We start from the raw sequence: 20,205 nt of genomic DNA, 5'->3' as shown, positions 1-20,205 counted from the left end.
CAGCATAATTAATTCTATACACTATTTCATAATATGTCTATATCACTTCGAAAATTTTTTGTATATTTTTTAACAATGATTTATCTATATATTTTGTTATCTGAATATACTTAAAGCCTTATATTTACTTGTCTCATCGCTATTGTCTTTTTTTTAACGCCATTAGAAATTCTTATGTAGTATAAGCAAATCGAATATCTAAGCCATTTTATTTTGTGTATAATGGTCTAGTAATTGAAAACAAATTCAAAAAAATAAATTTAAGTTTGAGAGGGGATTTTGTAATGAAATCAAGAAGAGTTTTAAGCTTATTAGCAGTTGCTGCATTAGCTACTACAGTATTTGTAGGATGCGGAAAAGAAGAAGCTGGATTAAAAGACGGTACTTATGAAAAGAAATCTGCAGCTGACGAAAGAGGATATGTTGCTTCTATCGCAATCGAAGTTAAAGATGGAAAGATTGCTAACGTTAAGTATGACGAAGCTAACGATGCTGGAAGTAAATTAGCTGACGCTGAATACAACAAGAAAATGAAAGAAATCAGTGGAGCTAACCCAGAAGAAGCATTCCCAGCATTAGAAAAAGCTTTAGTTGAAAAGCAAGATGTTGCTGCTGTTGATGCTGTAACTGGTGCTACTAGCACTTCAGATTCATTTAAAAAATTAGCTGAAGAGGCATTAGCTGAAGCTAAATAATCTTTTATAGTTAACTAGACTTTAGACTTTTGTCTAAAGTCTTTTGTTATTTTTTATATTTTTACTTATACTAATAGATATATGTTTCAGTTAAGAATCTATATCAATATAGTTATATAAGATTAAACTCTAAAATAACTACTTAATGTAAAAATAAAACTTGAACTAATATATTTTTTAATTATTATATAAATTATGAAGGTAATTCTATTACTTAAATATCATTCTTATAAAATATAAATTAATATAAAGTGGGCACTATTACAACTTATATAGTAATTATTAATTAGGAGGAATATCATGTCAAAAAGATTAGCTAAAATAACACTCTCTTCTTTATTGCTAATTTTATCTCTTGGACTTATAACATCATGTTCAAAGAATAAAGCTTCACAAGAGCCGTTATCAAAGAGCGAAATATTAATGGGTACTACAGTTACTGTAACTCTTTATGATAGTAATGATTCTAAAATATTAGATAAAGTATTTAATAAAGTTAAAGAGCTAGAATCAACATTAAGTATTAATGAGAACGGAACATTAGTAGATGAAATAAATGAAAATGCAGGTATAAAGCCAGTTAAGGTGGATGATGATACATATACTTTAATTGAAAAGGGGTTAGAATACTCAAATCTATCTAATGGTTTATTTGATATATCAGTTGGACCTATAGTTAAACTTTGGAGTATTGGACTTCCAGAAGCAAGAGTTCCTTCTCTTGAAGAAATTCAAGCTAAACTACCATTAGTAAACTATAAAGATGTTGAGTTAAATGATTCGGATAAAACTGTATACTTAAAAAATAAAGGTATGATGCTAGACCTAGGTGGAATAGCAAAAGGTTATACTGCCGATGTAATTTCAAGCATACTAACTGATGAAGGTGTTGAAAGTGCCATAATTAACCTTGGTGGAAATATCTTTACCCATGGTAAAAAAGTTAATGGTTCTGATTGGAAAATTGGAATCCAAGATCCTTTTTCAGAGAGAGGCGGTATAATTGGAACTTTAACTACAAGTAATAAATCTGTTGTTACTTCTGGTATATATGAAAGATATATAGAAGAAGATGGAGTTAGATATCATCATATTCTAAACCCGAGCACTGGTTATCCTTATGATAATGAAATTGCAGGAATAACTATAGTAAGTGATAAATCTATAGATGGGGATGCCTTATCGACCTCTGTTTTTGCAATGGGAGTTGAAGAAGGCATGAAATTTGTAAACTCTCAAAGTGGAATAGATGCTATCTTTGTTACTAAAGACAATAAAATTTATTTAACTAATGAAGTTAAAAATATATTTGAATTAACTAATAGTGATTTTACTATAGCAAACTAAAAACCATAAATAATAAAAAATATCTCCTTCCTAATAATTTAAATTTATGGAGGGAGATATTTTTTCTATATTCTTCTATCATCTTAAAGTAGTAAAATAAAAATTATATCAACTTTAATTAACTAATTATTTTTAATTACTTTAAGCGCTAATAAAATTGCTAAAAATCCTGATATAAGTTTTACTAATATATAAATCAACGCTATATCTTTTGCCTCAGCAACTACATAGGCAAGTTGTCCACCAAAAACATATGCACCAGATACTGAAAAAGCAGAACATATCACCTTTCCCCTATCATCTAATTTATCAAAATCAGTAAATACAATTACTGCTGATGCTAAACTTCCTATCAAAGCTGCTACAGAACTTGAATTAATATTTAATTTCTTCTCCAGATTCCTTATTTGCTTAGAAAATACCCTCTTAATAACTTCCAGCATTACATTTGCCCCAGCTAAAAAGATAGCTATTTTACCTACAATAGTTATTGCCTCTTCCAATGAAAGTAAATTTTCAACTAGTTCTATTCCTGTTATAGAATTTATACCTTGAAGCCCAAGCCCTATTAATCCAATTATAAATATAACCCTTGATAAAACTTTGAAATAAATAACCATCTTAGAAGGACTTTTGTATAATCCAATTATAATTAAAATTGAAATTATTGTTATAGGTAAAAGACTTATCAATATCTTAATTAAGCTTATCTTTAATAATATTCCACCAATAAATAATCCTATAGGCACAGTAATTATTCCACAAAGTATTCCCTTGCAAAAAATATCTATATGCTTATCCTTTATTATCCCTAATGCTAGTGGAATAGTGAAGCTAATTGTACACCCTAATATAGATGCAATTAAAATCCCTGAAAAATAAATTATTTCAGGACTTCTTCCAATTGCTTCTGCAATTTTAAATCCTCCCATATCCACTGCAATAAATGATGAGGATATTATACTTGGATCTAATAAATCACCTTTAAATATTGTTAATATATATTTCGATAAAAAATCTGAAATTATTGGAGTTATAGACAAAATACCTATCATAGATAAAGCCAATGACCCCATACTCTTTATTCCATTTTCTATTCCATACCCTAACTTAAGCTTATTACCTAAAATATAATCTATTACTCCCACTACAAAAAATAAACCAATTATGTAAAGCATTATTTTTTCCATATGTTTTCTCCCTTATAAAGTTCTAATTTATTTTAACAAAATTCTTTATAAGAAAAAAGAGCTGTATAATATTTTGATACAGCTCTTTTTCTATACTATTCAGTTAAATTAACAATCGCAGCCGCTTGGTCTATCTCCACAGTCGTCTTTTCCATCTGAATGTTTATCTGGCTTTCCTATACATTTACCCTTAAATGAAGAGGTTTCTAATTCTGCATATTTTATTACTATATTATCCTTGTATATTTTTAACATATACTTAGTATTTGGGCATAATGGTCCTAATAAGAATTGTCCGTGACAATCAGTGAAAGTATGAGTTAGTGGATAAGGATATCTATAACCATCTACAACTTGTAATAACTTTACTACTGCATCTACTACAGGCATCCTATTACAGTCTAAAACTGTTCCAAATATAACTGATCTCTTTTCTTCCGGTAATCTTATTATTGCTTCAATCTGTTCATTACATCCAGTCTTTAATTCACATGATGTTATTCTTCCGCTCATAATTTTGCCTCCTAAGTTTCAAAAATAGATTTTATAATATAATCTATTCATTATGTCAAAAAATGTGATATAAAAACTACTTATGGAGAATAACTTATCTATTTTTAATTCTTTAATTCTAACTGAACATCGAAGGTCTTATTTTCGCCATCTCTCACGACTTCAACCTCAACTACATCGCCCTCTTCTTTTGAATCTCTGATTTTTTTCAACTCTTCAAAAGTCTTTATTCTCTTACCATCAAACTTAACTATTAAATCTCCACCCTTTAATCCTGCTTTTTCTGCTGGTGAAAATTCTACTACATCAACTATATAAAGACCTTCATCCATCTTATATTGTTTTCCTAAATCGGAATTTATTTCTCTTACAGATATACCTAAATTTAATATAGGCTTAGATAATGCTTCTATTCTATCTTTAACTTCATTTATAGGAATTGAAAATCCTATTCCTTCTGCTCCACCAGATATCTTCATAGTGTTTATTCCTATTACTTCACCCTTTGTATTAACTAGAGGCCCACCACTATTCCCTGGATTTATAGCAGCATCTGTTTGTATTAAATTTAATTTAGCTCCTGAAGTTGTTTCTACATTTCTATTGACTGCACTTACCATACCACCAGTTACGGTTTGATTAAAGTCTTTAGATAATGGAGTTCCTATAGCAAGAACCTCTTCTCCTGGTCTTAATGCATCTGAATCTCCAAGTTCAACTACAGCTGGTACTTTTACACTATCATCACTTATTTTTAGCATAGCTACATCTTGATTTGAATCATAATTAATTACTTTAGCTTTAACATCTCTACCATCTGATAATGTTACTATAACTTCTTTAGCACCTTCAATAACATGATAGTTAGTTAAAATATATCCTTCTTCATTTATAATAAATCCTGATCCAATACCTTCTGTTTCTTTAGGTATAATTCCACTATAATCAACAACCCCACTAACTGAAACTATAACTACAGCTGGTGCTACTTTATCAAAAGCTTGACTTGCAGTTAGCGCCTGAGCATCATTTTCAAAAGTTGCAGGATTAGGAGTTAGCGTAGCTCCATTAGATGAAGAATTTTTATAATCCTTCATTATGTAATAAACACTTCCACCACCTATAGCGCCCCCTAATAGGCCAGTTATTAGCGCAATTGCAATAACCTTAAACACTCCACCCTTTTTCTTTTTCTTAGGCTTTTTAGAAAGATCATTTATAGGGTGAACATAAGAATCCTGTTCATAAATCTTATCTTCTTCAATATAATCCTCTACTACCCTTTCGGAATTTTCTTCCTTTATATCCTCATATTTCTCAACATCATATATATTATTATCTTCGTTCATATAAAAGCCTCCTAAAAATTAATAATTCCTATTACAGTTATTAATATAACCTTTCTTTGTGACAATTATATGGCACATTATAAATTAATATACTTGAGTTAATTATTCTTATTCTTTTTTTCTAGTCTATCTATTTGATTTGCCTGTTTAAGAACTTGTCTTATTCCTGTAACTACAGTATCAGGTTTATACATAGAAACTAAGTTTTCTTCATAATCAACCTTATATACCTTTGTTAGAGACTCATCTCCTAGACTCTCTAATACTTCTTGTCCATCTTTTGCTATTAGATAATATGGTTTACCACTGAAAACTCCTTCTTCTTGAATATCTATATTCCCAGAAGTTATAGTCTTAAACTCATTTTTTACAGCTTGGTTATATTCTTTTTTAGTTCTATGTACTTTAAATTCATGTAACTCTTCCCAGTCTAGCATTTCTTCGAACTCATCTGTATTACAAGTTAAGTTAACCTTATCCATAAGAGTAGTAAGTCCTATACTTGATCCAAAGCTTTCAATACTTCTTCTAATATTATTTAGTAATAAACTTTTTTTGAAATCCTTAGAATTTATAGTTTCTTCAACTAGTGGATTTACTAATACAACTCCAGCAACTAAATCTGGATACTCCTTAGCAAATTCAGTTAATACTAAGCTTCCGTACTCTTCTCCAACTAAAATATATGGCGCAGGTGCAGCTGATTTTCTAAGCAATATCCTTAATTCTTCTGCTTGCTCTTTTGGTGTCTTTTGCTTACTTCCATCACTAAAGCCATAACCACTTCTATTATAAACAAAAGTATTTAAATCACCATACTCATCATCTATTATCTCAATTACTTCATTCCATTGATTTAGATTACTCCCTATATTTCCATCAAAGACAACAGTGTATTTACCTTCACCTTTTAATTTATAATCTAGTCTTTTATCATCTACTCTTGCATAATCAACTCTTTCTTTTAAAGTCTCTTTTGCAATAAAGTTACTTATTCTTTGATATATAAAACCTATAGCCATTGCTAATAATATTCCAATAATAATATTCTTAGCAATATCCTGTGGTTTTAATTCTTTTTTCATATTTACTTTATATACGCCATTTGAATTCGGTAAAAGTTTCACCCTTAACTTCCCCCCTTATAGCTTTAAGTTTGGTTTTGCATTAATGTCAAGTTTTGCTTCATTTCCATTTATAAAATTAAAATATGCTGCACTACCAATCATGGCAGCATTATCTGTACATAATATTCGTGATGGGAATAATACTTCTATTCCTTCCTTTCCAGCAGCTTCTATTAATGTTTCTCTTAATGCTGAATTAGATGCAACTCCACCAGCAATTGCAATTTTATTTACTTCTTTCCTCTTACAAGTTTTTATCACATTTTGTTTTAACACTTCTATTACAGCCTTCTGGAAAGATGCCGCTACATCTGCTTTATTCACTTCAACATTTTGCATTTTACACTTATTCAGATAGTTTAATACAGCAGATTTTACTCCACTAAATGAAAAATCTAATGTATCATCATGGAAGTTTGCTTTAGGAAATTCAATGGCATTTTCATTCCCTTCTTTTGCAAGTTTATCTATTTTAGGTCCTCCTGGATATCCAAGTCCAAGGGCTCTTGCAACCTTATCATATGCTTCTCCTGCCGCATCATCTCTAGTTTGACCTATAACATCATACTCACCATAATTCTTAACGTGAACTATAAAAGTATGTCCTCCTGATACTACTAAAGATACAAATGGTGGTTTTAAATTCTTATGCTCAATATAATTTGCACAAATGTGACCTTCTATATGATTAACTCCTACTAATGGTTTCTTTAGTGAGTAAGAAAGTCCCTTTGCATATTGTAGTCCTACTAATAACGCCCCTACTAAACCTGGACCATAAGTAACTCCAATTGCATCTATATCTTCAAGCGTAACACCAGCCTCTTCTAAAGCTTCTAAAACTACTCCATTTATAACTTCAATATGCATTCTAGATGCTACCTCTGGCACTACCCCTCCATACTTTTTATGAGTTTCTATTTGAGAAGCTATTATGTTAGATAAAACCTCTCTACCATCCTTTACAATTGCTGCTGAAGTCTCATCACAGCTTGATTCTATTGATAAAATTAATTTACTATCCATATCAATTACCTCTTATTTCTAATATTCATCACTCTTGTTAAACCTATATATCTATTGTATATAAGTTCTAATAAGGATTCTACTTTATATTAAGTTATATTTCCTTTTAAAAATATCCAAGATATACATTATCTTAACAACTTATATAAAAATTAAAAATCCACGCTTTCGATTCCAATAATTTACTTAAAAATAATTTTAATCTATAATTTATTAAGACTATAGATGTAGATTATTAATCGAAACATATATATAATAAAATAAAGTTAAAAACTTTAACTAATTACTTAAGTTCCATTGTTTATTATATAATGAAAGGAAAAAATATTCATTATATTTTATTAGAATTAATGTATTTTTAAGGAGAAATTAATAAATTAAAGGAGTTTTATTAAATGAGTAGTTATGCAAAAATAGTAGTACCAGGTTCCCCTATTACTAAATCTAATTTTAAGCTACATAATAAAGATGGTAGGGCCATACTTCCTAGTAACACAGGAAAGTCACATGATAGATACGCAATTTATGAAGAAAAAATAGCATACTATTCTAGAGTCCAAAATCCAGGTGTAATTTTAGATGAATCTCTTATTGCAGTATTAAAAGTCTATTATAAAAGTGAGAAAAGACATCCAGATACAGCTAATATAACAAAGAGTATTTTTGATGGTATTGAAAAAAGTGGTCTTATAGTTAATGATGCCCAAATAACTAGAATAATAACAGAAGAATTTTATGATAAAGAAAATCCTAGATTTGAATTGGAATTTTTCGGTGAAAGTGAATACCAAATTTCTTATTCAGTTATGAAAAAGGAAGTTACCTCAGATAGAAAAATATATTCTAGTCTTAAGAAGTCTAGAATTCCTAAAACAATTACTAACAATGAAAGGAACAATAATGATGACTTATTAAAAGATAACAACATATGCGAGTTTTGTAAGAAAAAAATTAATGACTCTAACGTTATTAAAGCAAATGGTGGTAAAACCTTAATATGTAGAAGTTGTTTTAATAAGCTGTTTTAATGAGGTGACTATAATGCAACATGAAAATTTTATCTTCATTGGAGATAGCTTGACCTTTGGATATGGAGTTAATAAAAATAAATCTTGGGTAGAATCTTTCAATAAATTTAGTTTAGATAAAAATAAATATTTCAAAATTATTAATAAAGGTATTAATGGAAATACCACTACAGATATGTTAAATAGATTTACTGAAGATGTTACAAACTTAAATCCAACTAAAGTTTTTATAATGGGTGGAACTAATGACTTACTTTCTAATAGATCTATAGATTTAATAATAGATAATATTGAGTTAATGATAAAAGAAACATTAACTTATAATGCTGATATTATAGTAGGTATTCCCCCAAGAATAATAAAAGAAGATGCTTACAGATTATTTATGCCTTCATTAACTTATAATTATTGTGAAGAGAGTCTTCCAATCCTAAGGGAAGCCTTAATGAAATTATGTATGAAGTATAAATTAAAATATGTTGATTTTTATACTCTTACCTCTACTCTTAACCATAATAATAATTATTATATTGATGGAATACACTTTAATGAAAATGGTCATAAATTACTCTTAGAAGAATTTATGAAAAACATTGATTATTAAGCTATTATAAAATAATAAAAGCTTACAAATAATATAAGTTTATTTCCTGAGCATTCGGCACACCCATACTTATATTATTGTAAGCTTATTTTATATATCTACTTTTAATATATATAGTTCTTAAGATAATCTGCTGCTTTTTCGCCTACCTTATATCCAACTTCTCCACTATTAAATATATCTGAATCCCATGTTAACACAGTTCCACAGGCAAATATTCCCTTTGCTGTAGTCTCATAATTTTCATTAACTAATAAAGTTAAATTATCCTTCATCCCGATTTTAGCATTTCTAGCGTAAGTAATTTCCGGGAAATAACCTACTGTTAAAACTAATGAATCACAGCTTAACGTAGTTATTTCTGATGTATTAATGTCTTCAATATCAACGCTTTCTATCCTATCATCACCATTTATATCTACTACTCTTACATTCTTAATAATGTTAATATCAAATCCATCTATAAATTCTTTGCCTCTTTCATCTAAAAAGCCTCTATTAGTTACATCAACAATTGCATTAACCTTGCCACCTTCAATTAGTAATCGCCTAGCTAAAATAAGGGACCAATTATTTTTTCCTAATATAACTACTTCTTTTCCTGGAAGATATCCTTGTAAATTAATTAATCTATGAGCTGACACTAAGGAATATATTCCTGTGTATTTATGAATGGGAATGTTAATATTCCCTGTAAATCTCTCTCTACATCCTGAAGCTATTATTATTGAACTAGCTTTTACATCTTGGACTCCCTCTTCAGGATTTACATAAGTTATCACTTTATTTTGAGTTAGTTCTAAAACTTCAGTATCTAGCTTATAATATCCACCGGCTTCTTTAAAGTCTTTAATTAACTTACTTCCAAGCTCCGGTCCAGTTACCTCTTCATCTAAATAATATTTACCAAAGCCACCATGTATAAATAAATTTAGATTTCCACCTAAATCACTATTTCTTTCTAATATCAAAACTTTTTTAATTCCATTTTTAAGAGCAGAAACCCCAGCAGATAAGCCAGATGCCCCACCACCAATTATAATTAAATCATATTGAAGCATTATACCCTCCATTAATATTTAATCTATGTTTCATATACAATCTTTTTAGAACTTATATAGAAATACATAATAATATTATATCATAAAAAATTATTTTCCAAATTTTCTTTTAATTACTTTTCTTAACATTAAAAATTAATAATTTCTTATTTGATTTATAAAAGTCCCTATAATATAATTTAGTTATTGTTAAATTATACAGAAAGGAAAATAGTGAACTTATTTAATACAGTTCATTATTTAGGTGCGATATATTGGACAAGTTTATAGAAAAAATAAAAGAAAGAATTTTAGGTATATTCACTATTCATGGCATAATGAGAATATTATTATTCCTAATTCCTTTCATTGCCATAGTCATTAAATCTATTATTTTCCAAGGCTTTGTTGTTAATAGAGATCCATATTTACTTGACTTTGGACTTGGACTTGACTCAGCAAAACCTTTTATAAACTATTATTATGCATTTATTCTTATCTTCCTTAGCTTTGCATTATTATTTAAAGGTAAAGGAAGAGTTATCTACTTATTTATAATCGATGCAATAATAACAGCATTAATAGTACTAGATGTAACATATTTTAGAGGCTTCTATACTATGCCTTCAGCCTTATTATTAACTCAAACTGCAAATTTAGATAATATGGGCGGAACTATAATGTCTATGTTTAGTAATATGGATTTCTTATTCATATTAGACTTTATAATATTAGGTATATTCGTATTCTTTACTAGAAAATCTTATACTACTGTTAAAAGAAGAGCTCCTATTAGCTTCTTAGTAATATTAATATCTAGTATAGTTTTTATAGCTTATGTACCTTTTAATCTTCATATACTAAAAAATGAAGATGTTAAAAATGGATATATATTCTCAAACTATGATCCAACAAATACAGCAAGATATTTTTCACCATTAGGTTACCATATATTCGATGCTTATAATGTTTATCAAGACTCTAAACCTTATGAATTAGAGGATGAGGACAGAAGTGAAATAGAGAAGTTTTATGCTAGCAAAGAAAACTTACCTGACAATGAATATGCAGGCTTATTAGAAGGTAAAAATCTTTTAGTTATTCAAGTAGAATCACTAGAAAGCTTCATTATTGGTAAAGAAGTAAATGGCAAAAAAATCACTCCAGTTATGGACGATTTAATAAGTAAAGGTCTATACTTCCCTAATATTTATGAGCAAGTAAATGAAGGTACAAGCTCTGATGCAGACTTAATGATTAATACTTCAATGTTCCCAGTAAGAAGGGGTAGTACCTTCTTTAGATACCCTGGAAATACTTATAATTCATTGCCTAATCTTTTAGAAGAAAAGAATTATAGTACAATAGCTATTCATCCAGATAAGGGTTCTTTCTGGAATTATGTAAATGGACTTACAGGAATAGGTTTTGATAAATTTGTTGATTTCTTCTCCTTTGATGAAAATAGTGAAATGATGGGCTTAGGAATATCAGATGAAAGCTACTTCACTCAAGTAGTTCCAATGATTAAGGAATTAAAAGAACCATACTATGCCTTTACTGTAACATTAACTAATCATGGACCATTTGACTCTATTCCAGAAGAAAAGAAGGTTCTAGGCTTAGATGAAGAACTAGATAAAAACGAAATGGGTGGATATTTCGAAAGTGTTAAATACACAGATGCTCAAATTGGTGAATTCTTAAAGAAATTAGATAGTGAAGGTTTATTAGATAATACTGTAGTAGTTATTGAAGGAGACCATACTGGAGTTCATAAATACTATAATAGTTCAATTGAAAAATTATCTAATAAGGAAGATTGGTACCTTGATAATGGTCACCATACTGTTCCATTTATAATTTGGTCTAAAGATATGACTGAAGGAAAAACTTTTGATGTTAAGGGTGGACAAGTAGATATAATGCCAACACTTCTGTACTTATTAGGTGTTGAAAATGAAAAATATATAAATACAGCAATAGGAAGAAACTTACTTAATACAAATAAATCCTTTGCTGCTCTAACAAACCTAGATGTTGTAGGAGACAACCTTACAGAAGAAGAAAAAGAAATGTATAAAAATATAATGTTACTATCAGATAAAATGATTAGAAGCAACTATTTTGAGAATGAGAATAATTAAAGAATGAAAGAATTAAAAAATTAGGGGATTATTGATGTGATTCCTTAAGAGTGAAGAGTTAAAATTTAAGAACTTAAAATTGTGGAAATAATTCCTTCGGAATTAATAAATTAAAAAGAGCTGTTGCATTTGTAACAGCTCTTTCTCTATTATCTATTTTCAGTAATTCCAGAGGAATTACCTCCTTCATTTTTCATACTTCATTCTTCATTATTCATTAAAAATTCAGCTAAGCTGATTTTTAGTTTTCCCCTGCTATGCTTAACCCTTCTACCCTCACAGATGGGCTTCCAACACTACTCATAGGGAATTTTAAATCAGCTCCTACTTCAACTACATTCTTTAATAAGTCGAAGAAGTTACCTGCAACTGTTATTTGTTCTACAGGAAAATCTTTTTTTCCATCCTTAATATAGAAACCTTTAGCTGCTAAAGAGAAATCTCCTGTTATTGAATTGGCTCCTGAATGTAATCCTGCAAACTCGGTAATTAAAACACCTTCTCCTACCTCTTCTAATAATTCATCAAAAGACTTAACTCCTTTTTGAATATAGAAGTTAGTTGGTGAAACTCCGACAGGTGAAGCATAGGAATTCTTAAATCCATTACCTGTAGATTTTGTATTTCCTTTATGCGCAGTTTTTAAATTATGAAGTAAAGTCATTAATTTACCTTCATGAATTATATCTTTTTTCTTAGTTGCTACACCTTCATCATCAAAAGGTACTGAAGCTAAACCATCTATAAGATGAGGATCATCTAATAAAGTCACTTTATTACTAGCTATTATTTCCCCTTCTTTACCCTTTAATAAACTTAATCCCTTTTGAGCTGCATCTCCACTAAATACACCTGCAAAAGTTGAAAGTACTGAAACCATAGCTTCATTATTAATTATAGTCTTGTACTTACCAGAAGGTATTGACTTACCGCCAATTCTAGAAACAGCTTCATTAATCCCATCTTCAGCAATCTTTTTAGGATTTACTTCTTCTAATGATTTTGCTGTTACATATCCCATTCCATCATGCATATTTTCTCCTTCTTTTATTATTGGAACTACATATGCACTTAGTAAGTTAGATTTATTTTCTAAGTTTAATCCCTTAGAGTTAATTATTCCATATTTAGATTTATTATACCCTATTCCACATCCACCAAAGCTAGTAACTCTATTATCTAATGCCTTAGATTCCTTTTCCATACTTAATGCTAAATCTATAAGCTTATCTGCTGGAATATCTTCTAAAGCTTTATAATAAGTATTTACTTCCGCGTATTCTTTATCACCTTCATAAATAAACTGAATATCTTCATTTTCAATAACTAAAGCACTTTCTTTAGCATTCTTTACTAACATTTTTATAGCATCTTCATCTAATATTTCAGTATAAGAATATCCTATTTTTTCATTTATTTTTCCTCTAAATGATAATCCATATGAAGTAGTTAAACTATACTTTTCAACTTCTTCCTTATAGACATTTATACTTAAGCTTTCTCTATCTACATAATAAACTTCGTATTCTTTAAATCCGTTATTTTTAGCTTCTTCAAATAACTTATCTATAAATTCTTTTAATTCCATAACTATTCCCCCCTTATCTTCCACCTACTGTTATTTCTTTTACTCTAATCATAGGTTGACCTACATTAGTTGGGATACTTCCAGATACAGAACCACACATTCCTTGACCTTGAGCTAAGTTCTTACCTACCATATCTATGTTAAGTAAAACTTCGCTTCCTTTACCTATAAGACTTGCTCCTCTAACTGGTTCTTGTATTTTACCATTTTTAACTATATACCCTTCTGATACAGCAAAGTTAAATTCACCTGTAACTGGATTTACTGATCCACCACCCATTTTCTTTGCATATAATCCATCAGAAATAGATTTAATTATTTCTGCTTCATCATCATTACCTGCAGCAATATAAGTATTAGTCATTCTTGAAGTTGGTGCAAATTTATAATTTTGTCTTCTTGAACTTCCTGTTGCTTCCATACCCATTCTTCTACCATTTAATTTATCTATTAAGTAACCTTTTAAGATTCCATTTTCAATTAAAACATTCTTTCTAGTTTTATTTCCTTCATCATCAATGTTTAATGATCCCCAAGCATTAGGAATAGTTCCATCATCTATAGCAGTAACCTTAGTTGATGCTATTTGCTTTCCAAGCATATTAGTAAATACTGAATTTCCCTTTGCTACAGCTGTTGCTTCTAATGAGTGACCACAAGCCTCGTGGAAGATAACTCCTCCAAAGCCATTATCAATAGCAACTGTCATTTTACCAGCTGGACAAGGCTTAGCATGAAGCATCGTAGTAGCTATTCTTGAAGCTTCCCTACCATAATGTTCTGGATCTATATCATTAAATAGCTCGAAGCCTTTATGAGCTCCTGGGCCCTCAAATCCAGTTTGGTTTTCTCCATTAGCTGAAGCTACTGAACTAATTGAAAATCTTGTTCTTACCCTTCTATCTTCAGTTAATAAGCCTTCAGTGTTAGCTATTAAAATATTTTGCTCTTTATCTAAATAGCCTACAGATACTTGAGATATTTCATCACTATATTCCTTAGCAGCTTTATATCCTGCCTTCATAACATTAATTTTTTTATCTGCACCTATTGAAGATGGAATATATATTATTGGGTTGTTATTATAAATTTCTTTTTTATTTAAAACTACACTTATATCTTCCTTTAACTCTCCAAGTGCTAATGCTGCTTTTTCTGCAGTATCTAATAAAGCAGATAAGCTAGTATTATTTGTATAAGCATAAATACTCTTATACCCCTTAAAAATTCTTATTCCTATTCCATGGGTTCTACCAGAAATGGAATTCTCAACTTTACCATTTAAAATACTTATAGAAGTATCTAGAGTATCTTCTTCAAATATTTCTGCAAAGTCTCCTCCTGTTATTAAACATCTAGCTAAAACACTAGATAATATATCCTTTGATAACATAATTTAATCCTCCTCCATATTTATTTCTATACCATCTTTAAAAGCCCTAGACCAAGTAGATACATAAGAACCACTTGCCCATTCAACCATTATTATTTCTTCGTCATTTCTTAAATTTATAACTTCTAGTGGATTTCCCTTTATATTTTTATCTTCTAATTCATATATTAGAAGCTTATCATTTAAAACTATAAATGCTAATCTTCCCGTTGGAGCAGTATATGCATCAGTAATGAAAGGGAATTTACCTTTTAAGTCTTTCCAAGGTATTAGTAAAGTATCATAATTTAATAACTTCTTACTTGGACTTAATGATAATTTAAAAGTAATGCCGTCTTCTTCTAAATCATCAGTGATTATATTACTATTTAAAGTCCATTTTCCTTCGTTTCTTTTTAAGGTGAAATTAGTGTAGTCTACTGCTGATACTAAATCTTTCTTACTATCACTTAAAGTATTTAAAGCTTCATTAAAGTCATTTTTATATTTTTCTTTAGCATCACCAGAGAATATTTCATCTATACTAATTCCTACATTAGAATTAATATTGTCAATTGGAACTGTTTGATATATTGGGAAAATATTATTGAAGCTATTGCCCTCATATTTTTCTATAGAAATATAATCATTCGAAATAAAGTTAATATTTTTATAGATATTCTGATCAGAATATAATACAAGATTATTCTCTTCAACTTTTCCCTCTAAAGGTTTAGCAGTAAAATATTCTACATGTTTATCATCTCTATTATATATATCACTTTCAATTGTCCATATTCCATTCAACCTTGGAAATACTATATTTTCTTTCTCTATTGTAGGCTGTAACTTCTGATCCTTAAAAGATACCCATAAGGTTCTATACTCTTCCGCACTATAAGTTCCATCCTCATTTAGTGTTCTTGGAGTTTTTAATGCTATCATAGCCCCTACATCACTATTATAATCTTCATTTAGAAATTCTGCTTCTACTTTATCCTTTGAATTTTCTATATCTTTAGGTGATTTATCTTCTCTAAATAGTTTAATTAACATACCTGAGTAAAATAAATATCCATTATCTTCATCTAAATGTATAAATTCTCCTACTATACTATTAGAATCAATAATTGAAATAACATCCAACTTTGAAATATCATCAATAATATCATTAATTTTTAAGTTTAATTCATATGATAAAACATAATCTTCATCAACTACTTTTAATTTAAAACTTGGATTTAAATATTCCTTATTGAAAATAGATACTTTATTATTAGAAATACTTATTAAATTTCCACTTTGTTTTAGTATTTCTTCTGTATTTTCAATTTCCTCATCTAATATATTTATATCTTCAATTTTCCAAGCTCCACCAATTGATAAGCTTTCATTTTTAGGTGCTTTTATAGATTGTGTATCTTTTCCATCTACTTTACTACAACCTACTATTAAAGTAAATAATAATATTAAAAGCAATGTTACACATTTCTTTAAAGCCTTCATATTATTCCTCCTTTATAATTGGAATAATAACCTCAACCTTAGTTCCTATTCCTAGTTCACTGTATATATTAAATTCTCCATTATGAAGCTTAATAATTTCATCACAAATAGATAAACCTATTCCATTTTGTGATTTTGAATTTTTCCCTTTAAAGAACTTTTCTTTAATCTTAGGTAAGTCCTCTTTGGATATTCCACTACCATTGTCCTCGATAACAAATTTAATATTATCTTCTATTTTAGAAACAATGAATTTAATTTTACCGCCCTCATCAGTAAATTTAAAGGAATTATCTAAAATATTAATAAATACTTGCTTCATCCTATTAGCATCAGCATATATAATTTCATCAACATCGTTATTAAAAACTAAAGATATATTTTCCTTCTTAGCCCTTGGTATCATAAATGATTCAATATGACTAATAAATTCTTTAATGTTAAACTTATTTTTCTCTAAAGTTACCTTCTCATTTATAAGCCTTGAAAAATCTAGTAGTTCTTCTACCATTAAAGATAATCTATCAGCTTCTTTCTCAATTATTTCAAAACCTAATTTTAATGTTTCTTCATCAGTCTCACTATTATTTAAAGTTATAGTCCATCCCTTTATTGCTGTAAGTGGTGTTCTAAGTTCATGAGAAACAGAAGATATAAACTCATTTTTAAGTTGCTCTCTCTTAGATATCTCATTTGCCATAAAATTAAGAGTGTTAGATAATTGCCCTATTTCATTTTCCTTATTCATACTACTTCTAACACTTAAATTTCCACTACCCATTTTTTCAGCAACTTTATTCAAATATTTAATAGGTTCAATTATACTATTAGCTAAAATTATACTTAATACAACTCCCATAATTAGTACTGCAGCTGATATACTTATAAATATAAACATTATATTAGCTATTACGCCATCAACTTCTTCTAATGAAGTAATAAACCTTAGTATACCTACCACTTCTCCATCTACTTCTAATGGATATGATACTGCCATAACCTTATTATCATAATAATTTACTTTTCCAATCCACCTAGATACTTCTCCTTTTAATGCCCTAGCTACATCTGGGGAATTATTAATATTAACATCACTAACTCCTATGGAATCCATAAGAAGATTACCTTTTTCATCGAAGATTTCTACCTGTGCATCATTTTCATTCCAAAATGCATCTACATTATCATATATGTTCTCTACTAAAGTCCTAGATGAGAAGTACTTCCCATAGAAACTTACAGCTACATCCATTCTACTCTTTAATAAATCTTCAGTATTATCATAGTAATACTTACTTATAAAAATCATAAGTAAAATATTAAGCAATACAACTGTAGAAAAAATTATTATAACTATTCCTCTAAGTAATTCATTCTTTATACTCCTCATACTCTTGACTTCCACCTATATCCTAAACCCCATATTGTTTCAATATAATTTGGATTAGAAGGATTATCTTCAATTTTGGCTCTAAGCCTTCTAATATTAACATCAATAATCTTTACATCTCCAAAATAATTCTGTCCCCAAACTAAATCTAATAACTCATCCCTAGAAAAAGCCTTATCTGGATTTTCTAAAAATATCTTCATAAGTAAGTATTCTTTTGGTGTAACATCTATTTCAACACCATTTTTAATAACCTTTTGGGAATATAAATCTATTACAAAAGGTCCTAACTCTAACCTATTCTTCTCTTTTTCATTTCCACCAACTCTTCTAAGTAGAGCTTTAACTCTAAGAACTACTTCCAGTGGATTAAATGGTTTAACAATATAGTCATCTGCTCCATATTCTAAACCAATAATTTTATCCATATCTTGTCCCTTCGCTGTAAGCATTATTATTCCCATACCTGGGAAATCAGTTCTAAGCTTATTGCATACCATGAATCCATCTATTCCTGGAAGCATTACATCTAATATTGCAACTTGAGGTCTTTTTATCTTTGCTAGCTCTAGTCCATCTTCACCATTAGCAGCCTCTATTACCTCAAATTTATTTCTTTGTAAATTTATTTTCAAAAATCCTCTTATGCTCTCTTCATCTTCAACTAATAATATTCTATCCATGATTAACACTCCTAAATAAATATTAACATAATTACAGTACTATTTTTATAAATAGGTTTATAAATAGATTATACCCTATTTATAATTAAAAGAGACGGAAAATCCGTCTCTTATTTTAAAGTTCTAAATTCATAACCTTGCTCTCTTAAATAGTTTATAGCGTCTTGTAAATAATCTACTGTACCTTTTTTCATATCAGTATCATGCATTAAAATAATTACAACATCCTGATCTAAAACTGTATCTTTTAGATTATTTAATAAAACTTCCTTCGGTTTATCATGACCTTCTGCATCACCATTTAAAGCATTCCAATCCATTTGAATTATTCCCTTACTACTTAAAGCCTCATCTAAAGCCTCAGTTCCGTTCCAGCTTGAATGTCCACCTGGTAATCTAATTAATCTTGTTGAGAAGTCTTTTCCAAGGTTTTCCTTTAAGAGTTTATCATTCTTTTCAAAATCATTTAAAAAAGCTTGTACATCAACAGTTCTGTTTGGATAAAGAACTGAATAATTATGAGAATAACCATGACTTCCTATAGCATGTCCCTCTTTTGCAATCCTTTGTAATATTTCCTTTGACCTAGGATTATTTTCTATTGAGCTTCCTAAAGTAAAAAATGTTGCTTTTATATTATTATCATTTAAAATATCTAGAATTTTCTCTGTTGAATGTTCTGATGGGCCATCATCAAAAGTTAAATATGCTATTTTTTTATTATCTTCTCTATAAAAATTCCACTTATACATAGTTTCAGGGATTACTATAGATGCATCGTCAGCGTTTTCATCTTCTTCTAAAGAAAGATATCCTGAATTATCTAAAACTCCCGTATCTTCAATGTTATCATCTTCTTTTTTATCATCCTCAGTAGCAACTGAATTATTATTTTCATCATCTATATCTTTATCATTAATATCATTTTCAATTATATCTGCTTTAGTTTCTGTTGTATCATTTCTAAACTTATTAACAAAAGTAAAAATAGTAAAAGTACTAATAAATAAAATTATGAGAAATAGTATATATTTTTTCATATATTTTACTCGCTTGCTTTTTCGTGTTGTCCTCTTTTTCATAACCTTCATCTCCTAATTCTATTATCAATAAATATAGAATGTATATAATTTCAATTATTTTCTATTATTTATATATCCTTAATATAATTATACATAATAGCATTTCTATAATCTTTACAATATGTTGAAGATTAGTTACAAAAAAGTTACAGTTTCAATCTGTATTTCCACTTGAAATTCTATAAAAAAATATATAATAAAAAGAGCCTTATAACAATAGATTCTAAATCTACTCTTATAAAACTCTTAAAATTTAAATGGCTCCGTGGAGAGGATTCGAACCTCCAACCTATCGGTTAACAGCCGAGTGCTCCACCATTGAGCTACCACGGAATATTTAATTCAGAGTGTTCTCTGAAAATTGCATATGAATAATTTTAACATTTCCAAATTTTATTGGTCAAGCCCTCGACCTATTAGTATCAGTCAGCTAAATATGTTACCACACTTACACCTCTGACCTATCAACCTTGTGTTCTTCAAGGGGTCTTACTAGCTTATGCTATGGGAAATCTCAT

General features: G+C 28.9%; 17 protein-coding genes, 1 tRNA gene and 1 rRNA gene. 5 read left to right on the top strand and 14 right to left on the bottom strand.

All coding sequences use genetic code 11. The features are described 5' to 3' along the window. Window positions 1-284: 284 nt before the first annotated feature. Together GPX08_RS07430 and GPX08_RS07425 are read left to right on the top strand one after the other, a co-directional pair. The gene (locus GPX08_RS07430) at window positions 285-695 is read left to right on the top strand and encodes an FMN-binding protein (RefSeq protein ID WP_156626185.1); all 411 of its coding nucleotides are present in this window, start codon (window positions 285-287) and stop codon (window positions 693-695) included. A 300-nt stretch (window positions 696-995) separates the two neighbouring features. After that, window positions 996-2,042 carry an FAD:protein FMN transferase gene (locus tag GPX08_RS07425; protein WP_156626184.1) on the top strand — a complete coding sequence of 349 codons (1,047 nt, stop codon included), beginning with the start codon at window positions 996-998 and terminating at the stop codon, window positions 2,040-2,042. 122 nt (window positions 2,043-2,164) lie between these two features. Here GPX08_RS07425 and eutH read toward each other — a convergent pair whose 3' ends face one another. The 5 genes from eutH to tsaD all read right to left on the bottom strand — a co-directional run bounded on the left by eutH (window position 2,165) and on the right by tsaD (window position 7,247). Continuing rightward, the gene (gene eutH / locus GPX08_RS07420; RefSeq protein ID WP_156626183.1) at window positions 2,165-3,232 is read right to left on the bottom strand and encodes an ethanolamine utilization protein EutH; all 1,068 of its coding nucleotides are present in this window, start codon (window positions 3,230-3,232) and stop codon (window positions 2,165-2,167) included. Between the two features lie 108 nt (window positions 3,233-3,340). Continuing rightward, window positions 3,341-3,745, bottom strand: coding sequence for a carboxypeptidase regulatory-like domain-containing protein (locus tag GPX08_RS07415; protein ID WP_156626182.1), 405 nt, complete (start codon window positions 3,743-3,745; stop codon window positions 3,341-3,343). Window positions 3,746-3,849: 104 nt separating this feature from the next. After that, window positions 3,850-5,094 (bottom strand): trypsin-like serine protease, encoded by a 1,245-nt coding sequence (locus tag GPX08_RS07410; protein WP_156626181.1) that lies wholly within the window; start codon window positions 5,092-5,094, stop codon window positions 3,850-3,852. A 98-nt stretch (window positions 5,095-5,192) separates the two neighbouring features. Continuing rightward, window positions 5,193-6,221 (bottom strand): alpha/beta hydrolase, encoded by a 1,029-nt coding sequence (locus GPX08_RS07405; RefSeq protein WP_156626180.1) that lies wholly within the window; start codon window positions 6,219-6,221, stop codon window positions 5,193-5,195. 15 nt (window positions 6,222-6,236) lie between these two features. Next, window positions 6,237-7,247 carry a tRNA (adenosine(37)-N6)-threonylcarbamoyltransferase complex transferase subunit TsaD gene (tsaD, locus tag GPX08_RS07400; protein WP_156626179.1) on the bottom strand — a complete coding sequence of 337 codons (1,011 nt, stop codon included), beginning with the start codon at window positions 7,245-7,247 and terminating at the stop codon, window positions 6,237-6,239. Window positions 7,248-7,642: 395 nt separating this feature from the next. Here tsaD and GPX08_RS07395 point away from each other — a divergent pair, with 395 nt between their 5' ends. Beyond that, entirely contained in the window at window positions 7,643-8,275 is a 633-nt protein-coding gene (locus tag GPX08_RS07395; RefSeq protein WP_156626178.1) for a RusA family crossover junction endodeoxyribonuclease, read from the top strand. A 10-nt stretch (window positions 8,276-8,285) separates the two neighbouring features. Further along, complete coding sequence (locus GPX08_RS07390) at window positions 8,286-8,879, top strand: GDSL family lipase (protein WP_156626313.1); 594 nt, start codon at window positions 8,286-8,288, stop codon at window positions 8,877-8,879. Between the two features lie 104 nt (window positions 8,880-8,983). Here the strand turns inward: GPX08_RS07390 and GPX08_RS07385 are convergent, their stop codons facing one another. Further along, a complete protein-coding gene (locus GPX08_RS07385; protein ID WP_156626177.1) occupies window positions 8,984-9,940 on the bottom strand; it encodes an FAD-binding protein in 957 nt (318 codons plus the stop codon). A 317-nt stretch (window positions 9,941-10,257) separates the two neighbouring features. Here GPX08_RS07385 and GPX08_RS07380 point away from each other — a divergent pair, with 317 nt between their 5' ends. Next, window positions 10,258-12,066: a sulfatase-like hydrolase/transferase gene (locus tag GPX08_RS07380; RefSeq protein WP_156626312.1), complete on the top strand. Its 1,809-nt coding sequence runs from the start codon at window positions 10,258-10,260 to the stop codon at window positions 12,064-12,066. 241 nt (window positions 12,067-12,307) lie between these two features. Here GPX08_RS07380 and GPX08_RS07375 read toward each other — a convergent pair whose 3' ends face one another. The 8 genes from GPX08_RS07375 to GPX08_RS07340 all read right to left on the bottom strand — a co-directional run. Further along, window positions 12,308-13,654 (bottom strand): TldD/PmbA family protein, encoded by a 1,347-nt coding sequence (locus GPX08_RS07375; protein WP_156626176.1) that lies wholly within the window; start codon window positions 13,652-13,654, stop codon window positions 12,308-12,310. Window positions 13,655-13,667: 13 nt separating this feature from the next. Then, window positions 13,668-15,047 carry a TldD/PmbA family protein gene (locus GPX08_RS07370; RefSeq protein WP_156626175.1) on the bottom strand — a complete coding sequence of 460 codons (1,380 nt, stop codon included), beginning with the start codon at window positions 15,045-15,047 and terminating at the stop codon, window positions 13,668-13,670. Between the two features lie 3 nt (window positions 15,048-15,050). Continuing rightward, complete coding sequence (locus GPX08_RS07365) at window positions 15,051-16,532, bottom strand: hypothetical protein (RefSeq protein WP_156626174.1); 1,482 nt, start codon at window positions 16,530-16,532, stop codon at window positions 15,051-15,053. Between the two features lies 1 nt (window position 16,533). After that, complete coding sequence (locus tag GPX08_RS07360) at window positions 16,534-17,922, bottom strand: HAMP domain-containing protein (protein ID WP_156626173.1); 1,389 nt, start codon at window positions 17,920-17,922, stop codon at window positions 16,534-16,536. Continuing rightward, complete coding sequence (locus tag GPX08_RS07355) at window positions 17,919-18,605, bottom strand: response regulator (RefSeq protein WP_156626172.1); 687 nt, start codon at window positions 18,603-18,605, stop codon at window positions 17,919-17,921. Before GPX08_RS07355 ends, GPX08_RS07360 begins: the two co-directional genes overlap by 4 nt. A gap of 110 nt (window positions 18,606-18,715) precedes the next feature. Next, complete coding sequence (locus tag GPX08_RS07350; RefSeq protein ID WP_156626171.1) at window positions 18,716-19,696, bottom strand: polysaccharide deacetylase family protein; 981 nt, start codon at window positions 19,694-19,696, stop codon at window positions 18,716-18,718. Window positions 19,697-19,945: 249 nt separating this feature from the next. Further along, window positions 19,946-20,020 (bottom strand) — tRNA-Asn (locus tag GPX08_RS07345). A gap of 60 nt (window positions 20,021-20,080) precedes the next feature. After that, a 23S ribosomal RNA gene (locus GPX08_RS07340) occupies window positions 20,081-20,205 on the bottom strand; the annotation flags it as partial.

This window comes from Clostridium tertium (assembly GCF_902652255.1).
GTDB lineage: Bacteria > Bacillota > Clostridia > Clostridiales > Clostridiaceae > Clostridium > Clostridium tertium_A.
The sequence above is the reverse complement of the archived record's forward strand: the minus strand, read 5'-3'. Positions and strand labels throughout refer to the sequence as shown.